A 23878-nucleotide genomic window follows, 5' to 3' on the forward strand; every position below is an offset into this window, starting at 1 on the left:
AGAACTGCTGATGATCCTGGCCCTGCCTTTTTAGCCAGGAGACGACGGAGCCGCCGGCCCACAATCGTGGACTGGCGGCTTTTTTTGTATAACGAAGGCGAAGTCCGTACTACGTTCTCATTCGTCGAGCTGCCGCTGCTAGTTATGAACCCTACCGATCACGATCCGTTTCAACTGCTCGGCGAGGCCATCCAAGAGAACCCCCGACTGGCCACCATGCTGACGCAGCTCTGGCGACAGCTCGACACGGCTCAGGATCTGACGCAGTTGTTCGACGGCATCTGCCAGGCACTAGCCAAGTCGTTCCCAAGTTCCGCGGCGCAGCTTCTGCGGCAGCAATCGACCGGCGACTGGAAGCAGGTCGCCTCGGCCGGTAAGGCGGCCCCTGTCTCGTCCAATCAGACGCAAGCATGGATGCAGGCCGACATCACTCCCGGCGATCCAGCCGCTTTCTCTATCGCGTTGGAAAACGAACCGCATCGCCTGCTGGTTCTCGCAGGCGTGCAAGGTTTGCCGACGCGCTCGCTCCAGGCGATCGCCCAGGTAACCCGCTTCGCCGTCAAACGCTTTATTGAGAATCAGAACAAGAACGATCGATCGCGGCGGCTGAAGGCCATGCTCACCATGGTGCAGCGCTGGCAGCAGAGCGACGATCTGGTTTCGCTGCTCAACGAAATGGCCGAGTCGTCGACCGAGTTCTTCGGTGCCGAGCGGGCCAGTATCTTTTTGTGGGACAAGCCCAAGCACCAACTGATCGGCCGGCCGGCACTGGGCGTAGAAGGGGGCAAGCTGGTCGTGCCGGACGATAAAGGAGTCGTCGGGGCGGTCGTGCAAACCGGGCAGCCGCGGCGCGTCGACGATATGCTGGGGCACGAAGTCAATCGCGACATCGACAAGAAGCTCGAGTTCCATACCCGCAGCTTGTTGTGCGTGCCGCTGTTGGATCGCAAAGGAAAAGTGTTCGGCGCGTTCGAGCTGATCAACAAGCTCGACGGCAACTTCACCACCAAAGACGAACAAGGGCTCATGGAAGTCGCCGTACACGCGGCCGCCGTGTTGGAAAGCTCGCAGCAGATTGCCCAGCTGGTCGAAAGCCGCGACCGTATCGCCCAGGCCCAGGCCGCCGAGATCCAGCTGATCGGCGAGTCGCCGGCGATGATGCAGCTGCGCAAGAACATCGACCGCATCGCCGCCACCAAACTGCCGGTGCTGGTGTTGGGGGAGAACGGCAGCGGCAAGGAAGTGGTCAGCCGCTTGATTCATTATCAAAGCGATCGCCGCAACCAACCGCTGGTCGCCGTGAACTGCGCGGCGCTGCCGGACACGCTACTGGAGAGCGAACTGTTTGGTCACGAGAAAGGAGCGTTCACCGGAGCTCACGAAACGAAGGCCGGCAAGTTCGAACTGGCCTCCGGCGGAACGCTGTTCCTCGACGAGATCGGCGATATGAGCCTGCCAGGCCAGGCCAAGCTGCTGCGGGTACTCGAAAACCACGTCGTCACGCGGCTGGGCGGCCAGACCGATATCGAGATCGACGTCCGCGTGATCGCGGCCACCAACCAGGATCTGCCCAAGCTGGTCAACGAGAAGAAGTTTCGCCAAGACCTGTTCTACCGGTTGGATGTCGTCTCGGTGAACCTGCCTCCGCTGCGAGACCGCGGAAACGACATTTTGATTCTCGCCCAGCAGTTTCTCGAGCAGTTTTCCCGCAAGGCTCACCGCGAGATCCCCATGCTGTCGACCGACGCCAAAGATCGCCTGTTGGCACACCCTTGGCCCGGCAACATCCGCGAACTGCGAAACACGATGGAACGCATCGCGTTTCTCTGCGATCGCGAAATCATCACCTCGGAACTGCTGCCGCTGGAAACCAGCACCGGCCCGCAGGTTCACCAGGTTTCCGCCCAGTTGGACCTGGCCGCCGCGACCGACCGCTTCCAGGCCGACTTCATCAGCTATCACCTTGAACGAACCGGCGGCAACATGGCTCAAGCCGCCAAAAACATGGGAGTCCACCGCTCGAACCTGCACCGCAAAATGAAGCAGCTAGGGCTGTTAGACGAAAAAGAATAACGAGCGATCGCTGCCAATTCCCCCAGTTTTCGCCGCCGCGATGCCAGCCCCCGCGATTTTCTTCAAGCGTCCCCTTCACCCCAGCCGAGAAAAGCGGTAAAGTATGCGTTTCGCCCACGGCCCCCTTGGCCGGCATGGCGAAACCAAGAAGACCAAGCGAACCTAAAGCCCGCAAACGTCTCCTTCCAACAGATCAAAGCTCCCTTAGCTCAATTGGCAGAGCAACTGACTCTTAATCAGTAGGTTGTTGGTTCGATTCCAACAGGGAGCACTTCTTAAACCTCGTAGGTGTCAGCACTTGCGAGGTTTTCTTTTGCGCTGAAAATCGGTGAACTTCGGGGATTATCACCGGAATTGTCACTTCAAACAAGGGTGTTTTCTCTTCTTCACCAACGGCGCCACATAAGGTTTCTATGTTTTCAAGTAGCCCTATTGCTTCATCCTTTTGTAAGTCGAAGCGGTTTCGCTTTCAGTACGGATGAATTGTTAAGTCGTCGATCAGCCTTCCTGTCTGTCAAAATACCGCATTTTGCTGGACCTAGAGCAACGGAATATTCCATCCGCCCAATTTCAATGCTTTGAACTTCGTGTGTTTCTAGATATCCCTTCTTCGATCGAAGGAGTAGAAGATCTCCTTTCTCGATTGTTGCACCTTTGGTGATTTCAATGCATACGACAGATTTATCAGTCAAGACTCGGTATACGTGTCCCACGACTTCGACCTCCGGGGAGCACCAGGCTTCATCGGTGTCTATAGATAAAAAGGACTCTCGATCTTTTATGGTCTGAGAGTCCAAGAAGCACGCGGTCATACCTCGAATCACAAGATCGTCGATTGATCGAGCTACGATATTGGAGAGTTTGCCAGGCCGGTTGCCGGCCTGTGTTTTATAAAGGACCAGAGCTTTACTTGAAGAATCTTGTTCACGTAATGTTCGTGTCCTTGCACTGATCTCGCCGACAGCGGACGGGTCTAAGTTCGTTAAAATGAAGACATACCATTTGTTACCACTATGTCTGAATTCGTATCGTTCACGAGCTTGCCCGACACCAAGCAGGTCTATGGGAGCCTCTTCTACGTCGAATCCCATCCAGGCAAGAGCCGCAAAAGACGCATACTCAAAATCATTTTCATCGCATGCGACTTTCAGCATTTTTGCAAGGATGTTCTGTAGAATCTGGTCACGAAATGGGCCTACATTACTTTCCCTCAACTTAAGTGCAATCTCTTCTTGTTTCTCAAACTCCTCTCGTTCTTCGTCGGGAACTTCTGGAAACGTAGGGAAGTACATTTTCATTCTGTACGCCTGCATCAATATGTATTGTCGATTGAGGGTGTTGTCGAGTCGCGGATCTCTTGAAATGCACCTGGCAAGCCATGACATAGTCTCCGCAATCTTCAATGCGTACCCTTCGTGAACAACCGGTGGCTTCGCCTCATGTAAGAGCTTGTTTCTCAGATTCCGAATCTTGTTTAATTCATCAGCAAGACGAACGCGGTTCACCTCAGGTGATTGAGGATCAATAATCGGGCCTGGAATACGTTCTTTTGAGAGTAACTGATAGGCCTTCAATTTTGAGTGGAAGCTGTCCGTGCCGATTCGCCTTTCAATTTCTGGTCTATCATAGCCCGCTAGGTGAAGCTCTTTCTCCAGGCGGCGATCGAGAATAACCTCAATTGCCGTAACGAAATTTACGAGCATTTGGTCATATTGTCCTCTGTAGTATGACCCCCATGCGTTGGAAAGTGTCCTTCGTTCAGGCGCAATCTCTGGAGCACTTCCGTCAAATTCCAGGTGTTTGCACGTATAGTTTGGGACGGCCATCGAGCCCGTTGCACCTAGTCTAGGCAGTTGATCTTGTAGCAAGTAATGCTGAAGCTCAACTTCGTGATACAACCCGTCGGGAGTTCGTGCTATCCAAAGTGGGCAGTCCCATTCTGATATCGCGTATACAAACGGGTCATCTGCTTCCGCTTGATATGTGAGAATTAATCTATTCGCGAGTGGGATTAGATCGGCCGCAAAGCATCTTAGTAACTGGACCGCATGATTCCTCGTTGGCCCATCTTCCTTTAGAGCAATGGCCACATCCATTGGAAGCGGTATTCCGAATTCCAATACGGTACGAAGTTGCCGATGGTGATAGTTCCGTTTGCTGTCCTGCCGTGCGTTCCACCCAATAAAATAAGGGTGGGCAACGATCATGGCAAGATTTTGCCAATCGCGTTCACTCGATGTTGTCCGAAATACAGCAGTTAGATCGTTGTGCAATGTCACGGGCAACGTTATGCCACGGAATTCTGCCGTATGCCGTCCCGATGGCGTCGCAAGCCAAAACGGCAACTCAACAAGAAACGCGAAAGGAACTCTTTGAGGCTGACGTCCATCAGAGGCCATAAATCACTCACGTGTCGCACAGATGAATTAGTTCCAAGGTGGTAGGGGCCGGTGTGTTGCACGACACATCGTAATATCCCCTATTGGAGAAGTGTACCCGTAGTTTCTTTGCTTATACCACATTCGAGAAATGATCTTGCCGTGTTTCCTTGATTTGATCCTCTATACTTGTATTGAGTTCTTGCTAGTTTGCCATAGCAATTCCGCTGTGCGCTCAGCATCCTGACCGACGTAGAACTTCAGCGTCGTCTCAATAGATTCATGTCGCATCAGTTCCCGCAACTGCTGTGGGAGTAGCCTTCTTGACCAGCGTTCCCCGAATGCCCGACGTACGTCGTGGATACTTGCGAATTTCTCCTTTTCGGTGCGTCTGTCGACGTTCACCACGATGCCAGCGGTCTGGCGACCTCAACGACGCCATCCCGCGCCGAGATATTAATATCCGATCGAATCAAGCTTTGGGGAGAGAAAAGCGGACTTGGGGCTACTCGAAGCCTGTTATAGTGGGCTAGGAGGAAGTGCCTTGGATAGTAGCCCAACAAGACGATACCAGGACCGCTGGCTGACGGCTCCCAACTTGATCACGAGCCTTCGCATTATCGGTTCACCCGCGATGATCGTTCTGGCCTACCATCAGTACCCGATGGCCGTTGCCGCCTGGGTTGCGTTTCTGGTCTTTACCGAGTGGCTTGACGGAGTGGTGGCCCGTACTCTTCACCAGCAGTCGGAACTTGGGGCTCGCCTGGATACGATCGCAGACGCAGCGTTCTACACGTCTCTTTTAATTGCCCTGGGGCTGATGTTTCCTGAGGCGACGATCCGCGAGGCGTGGTGGACAACCGCGGCGATCGTCAGCTACGCGATTAGCTGGCTCGTCGCACTGATCAAGTTCCGCACTCTTCCGAGCTACCACACCTGGATGGCGAAGGGAGCCTGGCTGGTCGTGGGTATCGGCATTGTGTCGCTCGTGGCCGATTGGAGTAGTTGGCCATTTCGCGCGGCGATGTTTTGCGTTGTCCTTGCCAACCTCGAATCACTTTTAATTACGCTTGTGATTTCTGAGCAACAAGTGGACATACCCTCGATTTGGCATGCCCGCCGGAGGCAATTGAATGTCGCGTCAAACACGCCCGATACGGCATCAGAATCGAATAAGACAACTCCCAATCAGTAGATGGTTGGTTCGATTTCAATGGGGAACCTCAAAGCCTCGTGGGTGTCAACACTTGCGAGGTTTTCTTTTGCGTTGATAATCTGCGGACCGCGCGGATCCGTACTGCTGACGTCCCACTCCGCAGTAACAAGAGTCAGGCTTTGACGCGGCTAACAACAACAGATCGCGACAGGGTAGCAAACAGTCCAGATCCCAGCAGGAAAAGAGACTTCTCCCGTGATGAAGGAGGATTTAATGCTTTTCCTGCGCTGGGAAACATGCGAACCTGAAAGGGTCTCACGAGTTATCTTTGCCTGTCACGATATCGAGTAACCCACCATGCTGCGCCCTCTGCTGTCTCTCTCGTTGTTCTTGATCACCGCGTTTTCTTTCGCCGCGGCTTTCGCAAACGACAAGGATTCCTCTCCACTGGGTGAGCTACAGTTCTCCGATCAGTTCGAGCGAGACGAATCGGTTCCTGGCAAGGAAGAGGTGGGCGAAGGCTGGACGACCAATAGTCCCTGGCGTGCCCATGGCAACCAGCAGGTCGACTTGGTGGACGGAGCGATTCATATTACGCGGTATCCAACTGCCGACCATGGCGTGGCCGTTTTTCATCCGGTTGATTTCGAGGATGGAGCAGTCCAGCTCCGATTCCACCTGCGTAAAAGAGATCAACTGGGAGTCGACTTCGCCGACAAGGAATTGAAGACGGTCCATGCGGGGCATCTTTTCATTGTCAGAGTGACGCTGGCCAATCTGACTCTCCAAGATTCCAAAACAGGCCGTATGAATTTGGAAAACCGCAAACGCATTGCTTCAGGCGATAAGTCGCCGGAGTTGAGGAAGTTGCTGGACGCGAAGAAGTTCACCGCCCCTCTCAACCTTACGCCTGACAAGTGGTATACGCTGTTGATTCAAGTTCAAGGAGACGTGCTGACGGTTTCCATCGATGGCAAGGAGGTCGGCCAGCTGAAGTCCGAAGGCATCGCCCATCCCACCAAACGCCACATCTCGCTGGCTGTTGAAAAAGAAGCCTGGGTGGACGATGTGAAGATCTGGAAGGCGAAGTAGCTAACGCGGTGCCTGCTTGCCAACGGCGCGCATGATCTTCGTCTAGGTCTTGCCGTAGAACCCTTGTTGGCCCTGCGGTTGGTCTATTGCGCCTGCCGGTTGGGAAAGAGTCGCGGTCGGGCCAGGGGTTGGTGGGGAGATGATCTGTTCCAGTTCGCTGACGCGCTGTTCGAGCGACATGATCCGTGCTTTGGTTTCTGGATGATCGCCTGTGCAGGTCTTGCTACCCAGGCTCAAACTGAAGCAGCCTGGCATGATCAGAAGGGAGCAAGCTGCCAGGATCAGGCGCGACGGCACCGGTAAAGTTTGCATGGATAAGTGGCCCTGTTCTTACAATGGGGTTCGCCAGTTCACGGGAGCCCGGTGATAATCCCGGAGTCCCTGAAACGGTGCAAGAGGAATTCGGTAGGTCGAGGGGAGGGCGAACGAGAAATCGCCGTGAAACCGTATCGGCCGGCGATGCCAGCGTTGCTGTTATGCAAGCTGCATCGGATTACTCGGGATTCCAATTTCAGCGAGGGATAAACGGTCACTCGCCGCGGCTTTGCCACCAGCTTTGGGGTCCCTGGGCCAGTATCGCGTGAAGCGACTGGTCGGAGGTGGCGAGCGTGACCTCTGGCCAGTCGGCATCAAGCTTCTGAGCGACTTCGGTATTGGTTGCGATCGCCATGGGAAACAAGAGGAAGTCGCACTTGTCCATCACTTGATAGACCAGCCGGGTAACTTCCGGCGTCAATGCGTCGACTAGGAAGTTCAGCGAGTCGAAGTCATCCGCTTCGGACAGGTACTTGGTGAAGACCGAGACTTTTCCTCCATCCGGTGTGGCGATCATCTGCCAGCCAGGGTTCGCTTCCGCCGCACTGGCTTCGTCGAGGATCGTTTGAACCGTCTCGCGCTGCGACTTGGTAAACGCAACTCGGTCGATGCGATGGCCATCTTTCCAGCGAAAGATCTTGGGGGCGGCGAGCTGAAGAAAGCGAGTCGGGGTGGCTACCTGCGGATCTGCCATCGTGAGAGACCAGTCTTCCCGCTCGGTGTCGCCGGACATGACGGTCCACCGCTCGCCAGGCGCGCCGATCCACCACATCGCCTCGCGAATCAACTTTAGCGGCGCGGCGAGATCTCCCTTGATGCTGACATGGAACGATATGTCGAAGGGAACGTAGCTCCCGTCTTCCGCTTGTCGAGAACTGCCGCCACCTGACTCAAATTTGCCCAGTGAAGACGCACGGAAGATGCTTCCCAGCGTATCACTGAGAGAACTTTGCCAACCTCGTTGGGAAGGGGACGGTCTTCGTCTTCCAGCGAAAGCCTCATCATGGCGAAGTGATCTGTGACGGGAATCGGATCACGAAGACCCAACCCTTCGATCTCCTCGTCGTCCTCCGCGATCTGAGGCAAGGGACTAATCTTGGGGGAGCCGAGTTTGTCGATGGGACGGTCGGGTTGACGTGGCGCGTTGAGTTGCCGCATGCGACCATCGGCATGATCCGCTTCTCGCTCGTTCAACGTAAACGGATGGCCTCGAAAGTCATGTTCGTCCAGTTTACGGTTTTCGTCAAATTCGCCTTGCTCGTAATATTCATCGATCTCCGAGTAATCGCTGAGCGAGGCCTTAAGGGACGGACGCATCCATTCCGACCGGCGTAATCTCTCGAGAGCGTCCTTACTGAATCCCGGAGAATAGGCTGCACCGTGATACTCGTCGACGCAACCGCTGAAGATCGCTTCAAGCCGTGCAAGCGAGGTGGAATCGGCGAGCGCCTGGGCTGCCTGGTCGCTAAACGTGAATGTTCGACTGTTCCAGCAGTCCTGTTCGAGGTCCAGTTCGAGCAGGCGCGTGAGATTGTGCGACTGCGCCAGAGCAATCAGACCTTCGTCTCCGATAAGATTGTCGTGGAGATCGAGTTCCCAGACGCTTTCCAAAAGTCGCCAACTCGCCAGCGCTGCCGCTCCACGCGGGCCAATGCTGTTGTAGGCCAGTTGAATCGCCCGCAGAGCCGGTGCTTCCGGCACACGGGCCAACGATTCGATCGCGTCGTTTTCGAGCCGGCAATTGTTGAGGCTTAGTCGATGGAGCGTCTGCCAGATCGGGGAGCTAGCCAGCTGAGAGAACCCATCTGCGGTAAACGAGTTGTGCGATAAGTCGAGTTCGGTGAGTTGCCGTAGCTGCGACGAATCGAAAATTGCCGCCAGCGACGTATCGGTCAGATGGCAATTGCTCAGCCGAAGCCGCTTCAAGTTTTGGACGCTCTTACTGTTGGCCCAGGCCGTTGCTCCGGTATCCAAGATCGGTTGGACGCCCACATTCCAGTAGTAGGGATTGATGTCGGGTCCGCTCAAATCGAGCGACTCCAGATACGGCATGTCCACGGTGGCCAGCCTTGCGATCTGGTCGGCGTCGATTCGATTGCCCGACAAATCAAGCTTCCGCAGCGAGGCCATACCAGGCGAGCCCGCCAGCGCCGCGGCACCTTCCCCTTTGCAGTAGATATCGATCAGTTCGAGTGACTCGAGCTGCGTCCCAAGTGCCGGCGCGAGAGTCATGACGCCGCGATCTCCCAGTGGAAGACGCTCGAGTCGCAAATGGGTCAGCCGCTTGAGCAGGCCCGATTGGATCAATCTCTCCAGTCCGAGTTCGCCTAACCCTTCGCGTCCCCAATAGCCCATCGAATAACCGGAGATAGTGAGTTTTTCCAGCTGGTCTAGTTGGGCTTGGCTGAAGAATGCGTCTGCGGCTGCCTCGTCGGCTTCGATGATCGTTCCGAGAAAGGGTTCGAACGGTGAGTTTCCTGAAAACCCGCAGCGAAAAGCAATCGATAGAGATTGGAGCTGAGACAACTCCCGGCGAGCACCGAGCGCCTTGGCTTCGTCAATCGAGCGAATGAAAACACATACCGACTGAAGCTTCGGTAGTTCGCTGGCGTCCCATGCAGCCATCAGGTCGATTGCCCTTAAGGACAGATGCGAAATAGGGCTAGTGCTATCGAGCCGCGGAACAATGCGACTCGGTTCACCATGGGCAAAGGACTCGATCGCTGATTCGGTATCGAACCGTTCCAGCGTCTGCCAGAGGGGCGATTCCGCGATGGCTCGCACATCGGCGTCGTTGTACTTGTCTGCCGCGCAAAGACGTTTCAGTTTGGGGAACCGTTCCGCGCGATGGTAGAGAAACGAAAGTTCGTGGAAGCTCGAATATCTCGGCAGATTAAGCTCCGTGATGTGTTCTAGGCTCGCGTGGTGTGCCAGTTGTGCCAGGTCGACGGTTCCCTTGGTGAGATGATTGCTGCTGAGTCTTAGTGTCCGGACGAGTTGCCAGGTCGGTAGCACGGTGCCGCGAGAAGCTGCCTTGCACAACGACCACGGCGCGGCACGCACGGCATCCGGCCACTGGCTCAGGAACTTATCGGCATAAGCGAGGGGCTCGGCCTGGTCATCCGGTGGCCACGTATCGAGCAGTGCCAGCAACGCGCGAAAGGCAAGTTCGCTGGGTGGACCGTGATTGAGCTGCTTGAGCTCTTGCCACCGCTGATCGTTGTTCATGTTCAGGATTCCGATGTCGAAGCGTCTGCAGTAGTGATGCTGGCTTGCGGCAAAAAATGCCCAGTGAGGGAATGGATGAGAAGTGTTTAAGGCATTTTCACGTCGACTCGTCGATTGACAGGCAGTTCGGTTCCCGTGGTTCGTCCCTGATCGTGCGGGTAGATGAACTCCAGGTCGACTTTTTCGATTTCACCTAGGCCGAAGTGCACCACGGCTTCCTGCCCCGAGCAATACCCGTAGCCGATGGCGATCTCGCGCGAGCCGATTAAATGGTCTGGCTGGCCGAGCTTGCCGGCGGGGTAGACGTTCACGCGGGTACCGACGCCCATGCGATTGACTTGGTCGCTGCCTTGAACGGTGACCTGTAGCCAGTTGCCGCCGGGGGTTTCGTTTTTCAGAAGGAGCGAAGGGGACTCGATCCACCAGTTGGGCAGGAACATGTCGAGCTTGCCGTCGCGGTCGAAGTCGGCGGTGGGACCGGGTGCCATGTAGATGATCTGGTGATCGGCGATCAGTTTGTCGAAGAATGCTCCGGTTCGTTTGACGGCCAGATCTTCCTGGGTGGGGAAGTCGTTGACGTTCCAGCCGGTGACTTCGAATTGGGGTGTGCCGCTTGGCTTACCCAGGTTTCGATAGATGATCGGGCAGGGGCGGTCGTCTTGAAACTTGACGATGCTGACGTAGATGTCAGGCCAGCCGTCGTTATCGAAGTCTTGGATTTCGACGTGCGGGGCTTTCATGTGCAGCGGCTTGAGGCCTGCGGCAGCGGTGATCTCTTCGAACTTGGGCACGCCATCAGTGACGCCACGGTTCAGGTACAGCCGAATCGGTGCCGGAGACTTCCAAGGGGAACTGAAGTGATGGCCGATGACGATGTCAGGAAGTTGGTCGCGATTGATATCGGCAATGGCGACGCCGGCCGGGACGTCTTCCGGATTGTCCATCGTCCAACGAAAGACTTCCCGTGCGCCAGGTGCTTCGCGGAAGATCCCTTCTTTCGAGCCGAGAAGCAGGCGATGTTCCCCCTGGCCGTGCGTCAGAAAGATATCGGGGATCGTGTCGCCATTCACATCGGCTGCGCAGACGCCTAGCCCACCCAGGCCAATCGGTAGGCCTGCTTGTTTCGAGACATCCTTGAATCGCATGTCTCCCAGGTTGCGGTATAGGACCGGGCCGCGCTGGACGTTGGATGAATAGTACTGCTCGCAGGTCAACAGATCCAAGAGACCGTCGCCGTCGTAATCGAGCGATGCGGCGCCTCTTCCGGCATAGCCAAGGGGACAGGTGCCGCTTTGCTCGGAGACGTCGGTGAACTTGCCTCCGCCGTCGCCCCGAAACAGGCGACTCGGATTGGCCCGGACTCCATCCTTGCGATTCACACAGTTGGCGACGAACAGATCGAGATTGCCGTCGCCGGTGAAATCGGCCATCAGCGCGCCACTGCCGCTGCCGGAGGTTTGCACGACTTGCTGCGGATCGAGCGTGAACTTGCCCTGATCGTTCCTTAGCAGCATGCTCGGTTTCGAGCCGGAGTCGTGAAACGTGCCGACGAAAAGATCAGGGTAGCCGTTATTGTCGACATCACCCCAGGCAGCCGCGTGCCCTCGAATGCCGGCGACCGTTGGCAGTACGCCGCTCTCGCTGCCAACGTCGCGGAAGACGAACGGCGAGTCTTGAGCGAAGGTGAAGGACGTCAGCAGGCAGACCAGCATTAGCGAAGCCATGCCGCAAGGTAGGTTGATTCTCATCGGTAAGACTCCCGCCGCGCTCTTTCGCAGCGTTAATATTTATCGCTCGGATGCAGGGATTTCGATCTCGACCACGGCCAGTTCCCCCCAGGCCTTCTTCAGGGAATCGACTTTACCATTGAAGCCGATCATCGCCTTCGATCCATCTTCGCTCAGTTGCAGGCAATAGGTTCCGCCGAGGTTGAAGTTGGTTTGCTTCCAAACGGCATCGTGCAGGAAGGCAATCACCTTTTGCGAACCATCCTGTACGTTGACCTGAATTAGAGGCGTCCCTGACGAGGGGCCATGCCCGCCGGGAATCGTGTAGAGGAACTTGCCGTCGCGAGTCACATCCATCGCGGGACTATCGGCCCACGCCTTGCAGATCGTGCGGACCTTGTCACGTTTAGGATCGAACTGAAAGATCTCGTGCGTGTCGTTGGTTACCCCGTACAGCATGCCGTTCTCGTCCGGGCCGACCGTTCGACGGATCTTGGAGCCTGGCATCTTGGCCTGGGACTTCGTGACCTGGTTCGTTTCGGGATCGTACTTCTGCAGCGAGCCGTCGCCGTTGTTCCAGTAGGCGTTGCCGTCGGCATCGACGAAGAAGTCTCGCCCGTAGCTCAGACCTTGGTGTTCGCCATGGAAGACGACCTTGCGTGTCGCCGTGTCGTACACCAGGAACTCGACGTGGTAAGGATCTTTATAGCTCTTGTAGTCGGCAGCGACGTAATCGTTTTTCGGATCCCCTTTCGAGTTGCCTTTGCGCTGATGGGCTTCGGCGTACAGCAGGTTGTGCTTCGCGCTATAGTGTGTCGATGGATAGCCCCAGCCATACTTGGGCATGCCCAAGTCGGTCATTTCACCGGTTTGGGGGTTAAATCGAAAAACGCGATCTCCCTCGTAACGATCGCTCTCGTTACGCCACTGCCCCCAGTAGGTTGCCATGTAGATGTTGCCGTCGGCTCCTTCATTCAAGCGGCCATGGATTTTGCCGAAACCAAAGTTGCCTGACTTGAAAGACGCGACCGCGGATTGAAGGTCGGCAACCTGGCGAATGGAGTGAGTCGACGGATCGTACTGGTACAGGTACGAGTTGGCATCGATCCCCAGGTGATCGCCCAGCGGGACGTAGAACTTGCCACTAGAATGCAACAGGCCATATCCCCAAATCGACCACGGATCGGCCGGCGTGTTGGGAAGTGGGATTTGTACGAATCGCACCGTGGGCTTAGTCTTGGCGATCGTGTAATCGGTTGTCGTTGATGGCTTCTGCGGGGCCTTTAGGAAATTGCCTTCGACGGTGATAGCTTGGGCCGAAAGAGGTTCTTCGGCAAAGGAGTCGGCTTGATAGCAGAGCACGAGCAAAGCGACGAACCAGCTCGCAAAAAGCCATGAGTGAGGAGTGGGCATGCGTTGAATCCTACGATGGGAGGGGCGATAAGAAGGAAGGCGTTAAGAGCAGGCTGCGTAGATTCTAAAGAAGTCGTTCGGCGAAAACAAAGTTTTTTGCCAAGCCGGGAACTTCGCATCGTGTAATCTTGGACCGCCGCAAAACAGACAACTATAATCAGGCTGCCTACCACCCAATTCTCATCTCGGAGGAATCATGCCTGCGACTCGCTTTCCATCGCTCGTCTTCAGTTTGCTTCTGGTCTTCACGTTGCTCAGTCAGTTTGCGCGGGCCGAGAAGCCCAACGTGCTGTTCATCATTTCCGATGACCTCGGCAGTCAGTCGCTGGGGTGTTATGGAAACCAGCAGTGTCATTCGCCCAATATCGATGCGTTGGCTTCGCGGGGGATGAAGTTCGGGCGAACCTTTACGCAGTATCCGGTGTGTGGTCCCTCGCGGGCCTCGCTGATGTCAGGCATGTATGCCCAAGTAATTGGGGTGACCTCGAATGGGGCTTCCGATAAGTTCACTAAGAACTTAGGGGATCGGCCGACGTTGGCTCAGCATTTCAGAGACAACGGCTACTACACGGCTCGCGTGAGCAAGATCTATCACATGCGTGTGCCCGGTGATATTACCGCTGGCGTCGATGGCCCCGATCATGCCGCGTCGTGGACCGAGCGGTTTAACTGCCAGGCCCCGGAGCAGTGGAGCGAGGGAGAGCACGCGCACCTGGACAAAGGACGGTTGAAGCCAGATCCCAACCGCGACATTCACTATGGGCTGGGCTATGGGGGGGCGTTCTATGTCGTCAAAACGCCGGGCGATGGTGCCGAGCAGGCCGACATGAAGGCCTCGGCCAAGGCGATCGAGATTCTGGAAGCACGGGCCAAGGACAAGCAGCCGTTCTTTCTGGCGGTCGGCCTGGTGCGTCCGCATGTTCCGCTGGTTGCCCCGGCCTCGTTCTTTGAAGACTACCCGGCCGAAAAGATGAACTTGCCGAAGCAACTCGACGGCGACTGGGACGATATCCCCAGGGCCGGCATCGTAAAGAACAGCGCCGGCAGTGGTCTCGATACGCAGCTCAAAAAGCAGAAGGTGCTGGAAGCTTACTACGCTGCGGTCACGTTCATGGATGCTCAGGTTGGCAAGATGGTTGCCGCGCTCGATCGGTTGGGCCTGGATAAGAATACGATCGTCGTCTTCACCGCCGACCATGGGTATCATCTGGGCGAGCATGAGTTCTGGCAGAAGATGAGCCTGCACGAGGAGTCGACGCGCATCCCGCTGATCGTTCGCGTGCCTGGCAAGGACGCGGCGACGACGGCAGCGTTGAGCCAGCAGATCGACATCTATCCGACTCTTGCCGAGCTATGCGGCCTCAGCATTCCCGCGCATGTGCAGGGGAAGAGTTTGGCCTCGGTTTGGAGCGATCCTACGTCAACGATTCACGACGAGGTTTACACGCTGCGAAATCGAGACGATCACCTGCTGCGAACCGATCGCTGGGCGCTGATTCGCTATGGCAACGATAGCGTCGAGCTATACGACATGCAGAACGATCCGCAGCAGTTTCATAACCTGGCAAAGGATTCTCAGCACGCCCAGACGCTGGCGGAACTGCAGTCGCGATTGGACAAGAAGCTGAAGTCAATCGAGTAGAACTGATCGCAGGAAGGCTTCAACCTGATCGATGGTGGTCGCGACGGCAACATCTTGGGGCAAGTCTGGGATGCCGCCCGTCGTGCCTAGATAGGCGATGATCGGTTTGCCGTAGCGTATGGCCAGTTGCACTTCGGTGGAGGTGCCTGGCCCGCCGGGCAAGGCAACGATGGCATCGGACGTCAGGATATTGATGTGGTTGCGGGATGTTGACTCGGTTCCGCGCTCGCCGCTGTGGGGCAAGTGCGTGACGATCGGAATCTCGACCCAATCGTTGGGATAATCTGCCTTGGGCTTCGTGCGGGAATGGTCGGACGGAAGGATTCCCAATACCATGCCGCGGCGGTCATGCGTTCGCGCGAAGGCCTCGCTGACGGCGGCCATGGTACCGCGGCCTCCGCCGGTGAGCAGATGGACGCCTAGCGTTCCCAGCAGCCAGCCCAACTCCAGGGAGAGTTCAAGATGGTCGTCCTTTCCAGAGCCCATCACACCGACGATGGGCAGTCTCTGTACCTTCATCTTCGCTTCGCTCCCAAAAGAAAAGCCGCCGAGGTCATAGCCATCGGCGGCCTGAAAGTTGTCAGCCGGAAGCGTTACGATGCAGCCGTCTTACAGGCATCGGAAGCGATGGTCAGGCACTGGCGAATGTCTTCGACCGGATCCTTGGGGTTCTCTTCGTATTCCAACGACAAGCAGCCGTCGGCTGGGAATTCGACCTGCTTCAAGGCGCGGAAGACACCCACGACGTCGAGATGCCCTTCGCCCAGGATGACCCCCTTGGTACGTTCCTTCTGTTCGGCGAAATCCTTCAGGTGGATACCGAACAAGCGACCTTTCAAAAGGCGAATCACTTCCACGGGGTCTTCGCCGCTACGAATGTAGTGGCCCAGATCGGCACACGCGCCAATGCGGGGATCGTGATCTTTGACCGCGTTGAGAACGTCGAGGGCCGTGTTGTAGCGATGCGACGGACCATGGTTGTGAATGGCGATGCGGATGTCGTACTGATCGACCAGCTTGTTCAAGCTCTCGAACGAGTCAGGCGATGGATCGGCCGACAGGTTCTTGATGCCGGCGGCTTTGGCGAACTTGAAGAGGGCTTCGTTCTTGGCGTGATCCTTGCTGAAGCCGTGGACGCCATGCCCCAGCATGATCATGCCATGGTCGGCCATCTTTTTCTTCATGGCCGCGATGTCGTCAGCCGAAGAGCCAGGCGAGAAGTGACCGCCGTAGAACTCGAGGTGAGCACAACCGAGTTCACCGGCCGTGTTGATGGCTTTGTCGACGTCGAATCCACGCAGCGAATAGCTTTGCAGCCCGACCTTGAAACCAGGGAAGCGATCGGGATCGTACTTGGCCCACGCGCTTCGGCCGGGGATGGCAGTCGCGGCGATGGCTGCGGAAGCAGTGGCCAGGAATTGACGACGAGAGAGCACCATGATGGTTGATCCTTTGCGGAAAGGGAGGAGGGTTTTCGATGGACGGCTCATTATAACTGCCCATCTTGGCGGTTTCATCCTAATAGGGAGGTTGAGTTCTCTTGGGCAATTTGCCCAGTTTCGCGCGACGAACATCGGGGAATCGCGCGTTGTTTTTTCGCAACGCATCCCGTCGAGACGCGATAACCTGATTGCCTCTTGTAGCGCTGCGGCGAATGGGTGTGCTACGAGTCCAGCATGCAGGTGTGAATTTGCAAGTTCATGCATCTTCCCCCAGCGTGCGGTATTTCCCCCTTACAAGCGGAAAAACCGGGGCATATTCAGTGTCTTTCGTACAAAGAGCAAGTTGCATACTTGGTGTAAAAGTGCGAAAGCGAAGTCGTTTACAGAAATATTACCGCCGAAGTGCAAAAGGGCCTTAACTTGGAGACGCAGATGCCTATAGTGGAGTTGGCTATCAGCAACCCACCTTTCGCCATGTCGCAGGACGCGATTCCTACCCCTCAGGAAGCGATTTCAAGGAAACGGCTTCCCTCGGATTTTCTCTTGGATAAGGAGAACACATTGCGTCCTGTTACTCAGCTTGCTCAAAAGCCGGAAGTTCGCCAATACGCAACGTTTCTCGTGATTCACGCGTTGGTTTACGGGATTGGTTTTACGATTGCCTTATTGCCTTAGAGCAGAAGCTCCTTCTTCATCAGGCCGACGCCCTCTCCAAGATGGCCTGAACTGCTTCCTCTGCCGCCGGAAGATCTTCCTGAATGAGAACTCGCACCGGAAGCGGCATATCATCCATGCGAGACATCGTTCCGCCATCGCTGTAGCCTGGTCTTTTAATGGGAATGAACACGCTCGGCGTGAAGTCGGTTCCCAGCAGGCGATGTCCCAAGACCACCGTTGGTATCTTCGCCAGCGCCAGGCGTGCGGCCTCTGGCAGATCGGCCAGCCAAGGACCTTCCCAGAGCACCGCCGCATCGACGCGGTTTTGCGTGAGTAGCCTGGTGGCCGAAAGGTTGTCGGGATCGAACTGGGGAATGCCTTGCGTCAGCGCGGCACCGCCAGGGTAGCCGGTTCGTGAAGCAACCACGCCGCCCGCACCAACCCAGTTGGGGCCTGGCCGCAAGATGGAGATCGCACCTCGCGTTTGTTCATGCATGGGGCGCACGAACTGGGCAAGCAGTTCCAACGGAATCCGGCCTGCTTCTTTGCGGAGGAACGCTTCACCCAGCACGAAAACAAAATACTTCGCGCTGCGGAGTTGCTCGTAGAGCTGTCCAAAAGGCTCGGCTGCGTCTCCCAACTTCGCATCAACGATGCTCTGGTTCTCAGGCTTCCCTTGAGCGAGCGATATCAAATGATGCAGCGCCGCGATTTGCTGCGACGGTTCAAGCGGGATGAACGCGTCGCAGGCGTCGGTTGTTTTGTTCCGACTGCCGATACCAATCAGCGTGCGATCGCTTCTTCCGCCAGGCACGAAGCGTCCGGTTGCTTCAGCGCTGTACCGCTCCCAGTGACGCAGGTGAGTGGTCAGCGGATCGCATCCCCAGAAGACCACCAGGTCGGCGCGCTGACGGATTTCACCCAGCGAACAGGTCACCAGTCCCGTCGTTTGAATCGTGCGTCCGGTCGGATCGTAGAAGGTCGGGTGCGAAGCATCGACGATCCCGCCGGTGAGGTCGGCCAGGTCGATCGCTTTGCGAACGGCTTCGCTCGACGTTTCACCAAGCCCGAAGAAGAGGGGAGCTTTGGCAGCTTGCAGGATTTCGGCCGCGCGCTGGTAGGCTTCCATGATCGTGGCCATGTTGCCGTCGATGCGGCAGTCGTCTGACGAAACGTGCTTCTGCCGGTAGTATGCCGTCGCCATCGCGCAGGCAGGCTCGATTGATTTCACCGCGCCGGCAGCCAGACCGATCGTCAGGTCATCGCATAAGCATCCACAGCCAGGGCAGGGGACGTCGTGATGAAGCTCAAGCTTTGCAGTTTCCGTTTCGGTCATCCGATTGGGCATGTTTGGGGGGTGAAGCAGATGCAATTTGTTTTTGCCAGTATAACCGGGCGTTCCTAAAAATCGGGGCCTGTCATCGAATTGAACGTCAATATTCGCTAACTTGAAACGAATACCCGCTTGCCCAGCATCCTACTTGTCGTATGCCGATCAGGAGCCATCACCCCCATGAAGTGCCCAAGTTGTGGAGCCAGTTTGCCGGAAGACTCACTCACTTGTGAGTATTGCGGTTCACGCACGACCCCACCCAGCCAGCAGCACGATCAGGACATTTTCCGGCGCGTCAAGCAGTCACCTCTGTATGCCGATCGTCTCTCGGCGCAGCGCATCGAGAAACTGCCTAAGCCTGGCATCTTTCCGCTGATCTTCATCGGCGTATTTTTCACCTTGTTCTGCGGTGGTGCGCTCTTTATGTCGATCATGGTGATCGGCGTGGGGGGGATGTTCAGCCTGAGTGAACAATCCTTTCCCTTCGCGCTCTTTCCGTTTTGCATGGGACTCGTGCCGCTGGGCATGTGCGCATTTGGCGTGTTCATGGCGGTGACGATGTTCAAGCGATTCAAATCGATGAGCAGCGGGAAAGTGGAAGCCGTTCCGGCGATTATCGTTGGCAAACGCACCCAGGTTTCCGGCGGAAGCGGAGATAGTTCCGCCAGCACGGCCTACTTCGCAACGGTTGAGTTTGAAGATGGCGAGCGCAAGGAATTTATGATTTACGACGGAAGTCTGTACGGCCGCATTTCGGAAGATGACGCGGGAATTCTTTTTTCTCGCGAACAGTTCGCCGTGGATTTCGACCGCGTGCGGATCTAGCCACGGAGAGAAGAAGGAAAAAGACGGGCCACGGATTACACCGATGGGCACGGATAAAACTAGAAGTTTATTGACTTTTCATCCGTGCCCATCGGTGTAATCCGTGGTTGAAATCTCTTACTTTTTTCCTTCATCCCCTCCAGAACATGCCGGGACTTGTCGCTCGAAGGGAACGTGGCATAATCGGAGGCTACGTTTGCCCATCTATCGAATCTAAAACGGGAACGCCCGCACATGCTCGATCTGTACGACAAAATCCAGGATGCGCTGAAAGTTATCCAAGCGAAATGGAACAAGACCCCCAAGGCTGGCATCATCCTGGGCACCGGGTTGGGCGGCTTGGTCGAAGAGATCGATGAAGAAGCCTCGTTTGAATACACCGACATCCCGCACTTTGCGGCTTCCACGGCCACCAGCCATCGCGGCCGTTTGGTTTGCGGCACCCTCTGTGGTGTTCCCGTCGTGGCGATGGAAGGTCGATTCCACATGTACGAAGGGTACTCGTTGAAGCAGATAACCCTGCCGGTACGCGTGATGAAGGCCCTGGGCGCCGAACTGCTGTTGTGCTCGAACGCGGCGGGCGGCATGAACCCGTTTTACAACTGCGGCGACATCGTTCTGATCGACGACCACATCAACTTGATGGGGGATAACCCGCTGATCGGGATCAACGACGATCGGCTCGGGCCACGCTTCCCTGACATGTGTGCCCCTTACGATCACGAGTTGATCGACAAAGCCTTGGGGATTGCTCGCAAGGAAGACATCGTCGCGCATCGTGGTGTTTTCGTCGCGGTTGCCGGGCCAAACCTCGAAACGCGAGCTGAGTATCGTTTTCTGCGGGGGATCGGGGCGGACCTGGTCGGCATGAGTACCGTTCCGGAAGTGATCGTCGCGGTTCACTGCGGGCTGAAGACGGTTGGCTTTTCGATCGTTACCGACTTGTGCCTGCCGGATGCTTTGAAGCCAGCTGACGTGGCCGAAATCATTGCAATCGCCAACAAAGCAGAACCGAAGCTGCGAACGCTGGTCAAAGGTGTGCTGACGGAGTATGCCGGGAAGTAACTTGGCCGCAAGCGTTCCGCTCCTCTGGTCCCCTCGCTGCGTCGGGAAGAGGGCCAGGTGAGGGGGGACAGGAGTTGATGTTTGTTCAAGCTTAGAGCCCAGGTCGAGGATTTGGCGGCTGCCATCCGGCGTCGATGGAACGAACGTCCTTTGGCTGGAATCATTTTAGGGACAGGGCTCGGTACGTTGACCGACGGCGTCGATGTTGAAGTAACGATCGACTACGAAGACCTACCGCACATTCCATCTTCTACCGCCCTGAGCCACAAAGGGCGACTCGTATGTGGACGACTGGGCACGGTCCCAGTGTTGGTCATGGAGGGCCGTTTTCATGTTTACGAAGGGTACTCGTTGGAAATGATTACCCTGCCGGTTCGCGTGATGAAGGCGCTGGGGGCCAGTATCCTGGTGGTCAGCAACGCCAGCGGCGGCATGAACCCGACGTATCAAAGCGGCGACATCATGCTGATGGAAGACCACATCAACTTCATGTGGCGCAATCCGCTTATCGGGCACGGCGATCCGAATCTCGGCAAACGATTCCCTGACATGTCGAGCCCGTACGATAAAGAGCTTCTCGACGCGGCCGCTCGCATTGCCCGGCGTGAAGGGATCAAGCATCATCGCGGGGTCTACGCGGCCATGACTGGTCCGAACTACGAAACGCGGAGCGAGTATCGTTTTTTGAAGAAGATCGGGGCCGATGTGGTCGGCATGAGCACCGTGCCGGAGGCGATCGTCGCGGCCCAGGTTGGTTTGCGCGTGCTGGCCCTTTCGACGGTGACCAACATCTGCCTGCCAGATAATCTGGGTTGTGTCGGCAAGTACGACGTTATCCGAGCCGCCCAGGCCGCGGAGCCTCGTCTGCGTTACATCGTGAAAGAAGTTCTCTGGGAACAGCAAGACCAACTGGCGGCCGTTTAAGGCGTGGCATTCTTTCGCCACAGCTGAAACTCGGCATTCGACCAGTCGACGTGGAAGCCACGCTGCGTGAGAAGCGGCTCGAGTTCTACTAGCTGCTCGCTCTTGGTGATGACGACGTCGACCGGCCCTGTCTCCAGCGTCCGATCGAGTGACTCGGGGCTTAATTGAATGGGATACCCGATCGAACTGCGACGCGTGTAAAAGGCCAGAACGCGTGGTTTGAAGAACAGGCACACCTCTTCCGGCTTGACGCTGGTCGTGACTTCGGCGAACAGCTGTTGCGCGGCAGGGATCTCTGGCCCTTCCAAGAGTCCGAATTCGGAAGCGCTGTACTGACCGGCATAGCAGGCCAGCGTGAAGATAACGAAAACAGTCAGGCAGATCTTTCGCCACTGGGTTGATGTCGGAACATTCTCGAGCGCGTAAAGAACCCAAAACAAGAAGCCTGGAAGCAGGGGCCAGATCATGCGAATGCCATTGGCACCAGGCCAAACCACGATCAGCAGAAAATAGAACACGCTGGCAATCGCCAGCAGCTGCGGCCTGGGCCAGCTTTCTTTGCAGAAGCCAATGAGGCCGACAACGGTAAGGACCAGGCCGGTTGCCGCGGTGAGCCACTTGGCGAAGCCGTTCTTCCAGAAGAAAACAAAGGAGACCGAGTCAGAAAATAGATTCGAAGCAAGGGAGCGGAGATTGATTTCGGAAAGCTGATCGAGATACCCGGAGCCGCCGACCGGCAGCAGAAACTTATGGATCGCATAAAAGACAATCGCAGCCGTGATGCTAATCACGGCGAAGCGAGTCAGCCGACGATAGAGGATGGCCTCGGTCACGAGCAGGGCAGGGGGCAGAACAATCCCGACGGTCCGTGTGCCGATGGCAAGATAGATCAGCAGGCCTGTGAGGATCGCCGGACCTAAGTGCTGGGAAGGTTGATCCGTGTTTCCGCGGTAGCGCTGGTAGACGTAAAAGGTCAGCATCCACCACAGCACGAACAGATGCTCGGAAAGGATGGAGAGATGAAAGTCCCAGAAGATCGGACAAAAACCGATCAAGCCGGTAAAGCAAAGGGACGCCGTCGCCGACAGTCGCCGCGCAAACAGAATCGTCGAGACGCCCACCATCGGAACGAAGAGCAAGATCATCGCGACGCGAAACGCGGTGTAGTTGACGCCAAAGATCGCGTAGATCGGCGCTAGGAACAGCGGAAAGATCGGCGGGTAGGCGCGCGGTCCGATAACGGCGGCATCGGGATTGTAGACGTACCCGGTATCGGCGTAGTCGTGATAGGTAGCCAGATTCCGAGCGTGGCTCAAGTACTGGGCGAAGTCACCACCCCAGTCGTGCCCCTCGCGCATCAAGGTAATTTGAAAGAGAAACGCAGCGACCAGCAGGGCCGCGAAGAGACCTTTCTGCAGGGATGTCCATCCGTGAACACTTTGGCAATCCGTTGCTTCCACTGCAGTACCGCGATGTTACTTTTCCGGGACGAACTTATCCTGATCGATCACTTCAAACATGTACCCATTGGGGTCTTGAAAGAAGAACCGCTCAAACGGCGTGGGGCGAATCGGTGGAATGACCTCGACGTTTCTTGCCGCGAGCCGCTCGCGTATGGTCGCAAGTTTCGCGGCAGGAAAGAGGAAGGCAAAGTGACGGCCGAATTCTTTTTCGAATGGGGACGCCTCGAAGCCGTCGACCTGGAGCACGTGAACTTGTTGTCCCTTTCCGATGTCGAGCCAGTAGGTCGTCAGGTCGACATTGGCTGGACGACGCACTTCGCCCCAGTCGAAGATCTCTTGAAAGAACTTAGCCGTCGCGGCCGAGTCTTGCGTGGCGATGGTCAGGTGAGCGAGCGTCATGAGGCTTGTTTCTCCAGCACGTCGACCAGCGCTCGGCAGAACGCCGGCAGATCGTCGGGGCGTCGGCTGGTGACGATGTTACCATCGACGACGACTTCGGCATCTTCCCAGGTCACGCCGGCATGGATCATGTCGTCTTTGATGCCTGGCGAGCCTGTTTGACGGGTTCCGCGACAGATGCCGGCCGAAGCCAACAACCAGCCCCCGTGACAAATGGCGGCCACTAACTGGCCTTTGTCGTGAAAGTGCCGGATGAGCGTTTTCACTTTGTCTTCGCGGCGAAGCTTGTCAGGCATGAAGCCGCCGGGGCAGATCACGCCATCGAAGTTATTCGGATCGACATCCTCGATCGCGATATCCGCTTTCGCCGGATAGGTGTGCTTGCCAGCGTACGTTTCTCCTGCGGTAAGACCTGCCAGCACCGACTGGGCACCGGCCTCTTTCAAGCGAAGGTGGGGATACCACAGTTCAAGATCTTCGTAGATGTCACCTACGAAGATGAGAATTCGTTTTCCGGAGAGGGTTTGCTCAGAGGGCATGAAAAATCCTTATTCGTACTGGGTGCCGCTTATTGTTTCGAATATTGGTCTCGATTGCCAGTCCCTAGAGAATCAGCGCTGTGGTGGGGGATGCTGGCACCGGGAATCTTGGACATCGACTCGACCCGACTGAAATGAGGGGTAGAATAAAAGTCGGTTCGTCCTGCCGTATTTCTCTTCCCTGGGAGCCCCTACTGACATGCCTCG

At 56.4% G+C, this 23878-nt stretch carries 20 protein-coding genes and 1 tRNA gene; 9 read left to right on the forward strand and 12 right to left on the reverse strand.

What is annotated here, in order from left to right; all coding sequences use genetic code 11:
• Positions 1–84 precede the first annotated feature (84 nt).
• Complete coding sequence (locus tag Pan97_RS02545; RefSeq protein ID WP_144970468.1) at positions 85–2073, forward strand: sigma-54-dependent Fis family transcriptional regulator; 1989 nt, start codon at positions 85–87, stop codon at positions 2071–2073.
• A gap of 198 nt (positions 2074–2271) precedes the next feature.
• Positions 2272–2344: transfer RNA gene (locus Pan97_RS02550), tRNA-Lys, on the forward strand.
• A 166-nt stretch (positions 2345–2510) separates the two neighbouring features.
• Here Pan97_RS02550 and Pan97_RS02555 read toward each other — a convergent pair.
• Positions 2511–4472: a hypothetical protein gene (locus tag Pan97_RS02555; RefSeq protein ID WP_144970470.1), complete on the reverse strand. Its 1962-nt coding sequence runs from the start codon at positions 4470–4472 to the stop codon at positions 2511–2513.
• A gap of 523 nt (positions 4473–4995) precedes the next feature.
• Here Pan97_RS02555 and Pan97_RS02560 point away from each other — a divergent pair.
• Complete coding sequence (locus Pan97_RS02560; RefSeq protein ID WP_144970472.1) at positions 4996–5646, forward strand: CDP-alcohol phosphatidyltransferase family protein; 651 nt, start codon at positions 4996–4998, stop codon at positions 5644–5646.
• A 318-nt stretch (positions 5647–5964) separates the two neighbouring features.
• A complete protein-coding gene (locus Pan97_RS02565) occupies positions 5965–6699 on the forward strand; it encodes a family 16 glycoside hydrolase (protein WP_206668917.1) in 735 nt (244 codons plus the stop codon).
• A 42-nt stretch (positions 6700–6741) separates the two neighbouring features.
• On the opposite strand, the gene Pan97_RS02570 is transcribed toward Pan97_RS02565, so the two are convergent.
• From Pan97_RS02570 to Pan97_RS02590, 5 genes are all read right to left on the reverse strand, one after another.
• Positions 6742–7011, reverse strand: coding sequence for a hypothetical protein (locus Pan97_RS02570; RefSeq protein WP_144970474.1), 270 nt, complete (start codon positions 7009–7011; stop codon positions 6742–6744).
• Between the two features lie 217 nt (positions 7012–7228).
• On the reverse strand, positions 7229–7786 hold the full coding sequence (locus Pan97_RS02575) for a hypothetical protein (protein WP_144970477.1): 558 nt from the start codon (positions 7784–7786) through the stop codon (positions 7229–7231).
• Positions 7787–7803: 17 nt separating this feature from the next.
• Positions 7804–10242: a hypothetical protein gene (locus tag Pan97_RS02580; RefSeq protein WP_144970479.1), complete on the reverse strand. Its 2439-nt coding sequence runs from the start codon at positions 10240–10242 to the stop codon at positions 7804–7806.
• Positions 10243–10328: 86 nt separating this feature from the next.
• Complete coding sequence (locus Pan97_RS02585; RefSeq protein ID WP_144970481.1) at positions 10329–11990, reverse strand: CRTAC1 family protein; 1662 nt, start codon at positions 11988–11990, stop codon at positions 10329–10331.
• 39 nt (positions 11991–12029) lie between these two features.
• Entirely contained in the window at positions 12030–13382 is a 1353-nt protein-coding gene (locus Pan97_RS02590; protein WP_144970483.1) for an NHL repeat-containing protein, read from the reverse strand.
• Positions 13383–13578: 196 nt separating this feature from the next.
• Here Pan97_RS02590 and Pan97_RS02595 point away from each other — a divergent pair, with 196 nt between their 5' ends.
• On the forward strand, positions 13579–15024 hold the full coding sequence (locus Pan97_RS02595) for a sulfatase (protein WP_144970485.1): 1446 nt from the start codon (positions 13579–13581) through the stop codon (positions 15022–15024).
• Here the strand turns inward: Pan97_RS02595 and Pan97_RS02600 are convergent.
• Entirely contained in the window at positions 15013–15543 is a 531-nt protein-coding gene (locus Pan97_RS02600; RefSeq protein ID WP_144970487.1) for an SLOG cluster 4 domain-containing protein, read from the reverse strand. The two genes, Pan97_RS02595 and Pan97_RS02600, sit on opposite strands and share 12 nt — an antisense overlap.
• Before the next feature lie 74 nt (positions 15544–15617).
• Complete coding sequence (locus Pan97_RS02605; protein WP_144970489.1) at positions 15618–16463, reverse strand: sugar phosphate isomerase/epimerase family protein; 846 nt, start codon at positions 16461–16463, stop codon at positions 15618–15620.
• Between the two features lie 435 nt (positions 16464–16898).
• Between Pan97_RS02605 and Pan97_RS02610 the strand changes: the two genes are divergently transcribed.
• Complete coding sequence (locus Pan97_RS02610) at positions 16899–17141, forward strand: hypothetical protein (protein WP_144970491.1); 243 nt, start codon at positions 16899–16901, stop codon at positions 17139–17141.
• A gap of 19 nt (positions 17142–17160) precedes the next feature.
• On the opposite strand, the gene Pan97_RS02615 is transcribed toward Pan97_RS02610, so the two are convergent.
• The gene (locus Pan97_RS02615) at positions 17161–18459 is read right to left on the reverse strand and encodes a molybdopterin-binding domain-containing protein (protein WP_144970493.1); all 1299 of its coding nucleotides are present in this window, start codon (positions 18457–18459) and stop codon (positions 17161–17163) included.
• A gap of 177 nt (positions 18460–18636) precedes the next feature.
• Between Pan97_RS02615 and Pan97_RS02620 the strand changes: the two genes are divergently transcribed.
• From Pan97_RS02620 to Pan97_RS02630, 3 genes are all read left to right on the forward strand, one after another.
• Positions 18637–19281 carry a DUF2500 family protein gene (locus Pan97_RS02620; protein WP_144970495.1) on the forward strand — a complete coding sequence of 215 codons (645 nt, stop codon included), beginning with the start codon at positions 18637–18639 and terminating at the stop codon, positions 19279–19281.
• A gap of 234 nt (positions 19282–19515) precedes the next feature.
• Positions 19516–20346 carry a purine-nucleoside phosphorylase gene (locus Pan97_RS02625; RefSeq protein ID WP_144970497.1) on the forward strand — a complete coding sequence of 277 codons (831 nt, stop codon included), beginning with the start codon at positions 19516–19518 and terminating at the stop codon, positions 20344–20346.
• Positions 20347–20427: 81 nt separating this feature from the next.
• Positions 20428–21270 (forward strand): purine-nucleoside phosphorylase, encoded by an 843-nt coding sequence (locus Pan97_RS02630; RefSeq protein ID WP_144970500.1) that lies wholly within the window; start codon positions 20428–20430, stop codon positions 21268–21270.
• Here Pan97_RS02630 and Pan97_RS02635 read toward each other — a convergent pair.
• Genes Pan97_RS02635 through Pan97_RS02645 form a run of 3 tightly spaced genes read right to left on the reverse strand, consistent with a single transcriptional unit; the run spans position 21267 to position 23671 of the window.
• Positions 21267–22730 (reverse strand): ArnT family glycosyltransferase, encoded by a 1464-nt coding sequence (locus tag Pan97_RS02635; protein ID WP_144970503.1) that lies wholly within the window; start codon positions 22728–22730, stop codon positions 21267–21269. The two genes, Pan97_RS02630 and Pan97_RS02635, sit on opposite strands and share 4 nt — an antisense overlap.
• A gap of 15 nt (positions 22731–22745) precedes the next feature.
• The gene (locus Pan97_RS02640; RefSeq protein ID WP_144970505.1) at positions 22746–23132 is read right to left on the reverse strand and encodes a VOC family protein; all 387 of its coding nucleotides are present in this window, start codon (positions 23130–23132) and stop codon (positions 22746–22748) included.
• Positions 23129–23671, reverse strand: coding sequence for a type 1 glutamine amidotransferase domain-containing protein (locus Pan97_RS02645; RefSeq protein ID WP_144970507.1), 543 nt, complete (start codon positions 23669–23671; stop codon positions 23129–23131). The genes Pan97_RS02640 and Pan97_RS02645 overlap by 4 nt, the downstream gene beginning before the upstream one ends.
• Between the last annotated feature and the right edge of the window lie 207 nt (positions 23672–23878).

Origin of the sequence: Bremerella volcania, assembly GCF_007748115.1 — a bacterium.
GTDB lineage: Bacteria > Planctomycetota > Planctomycetia > Pirellulales > Pirellulaceae > Bremerella > Bremerella volcania.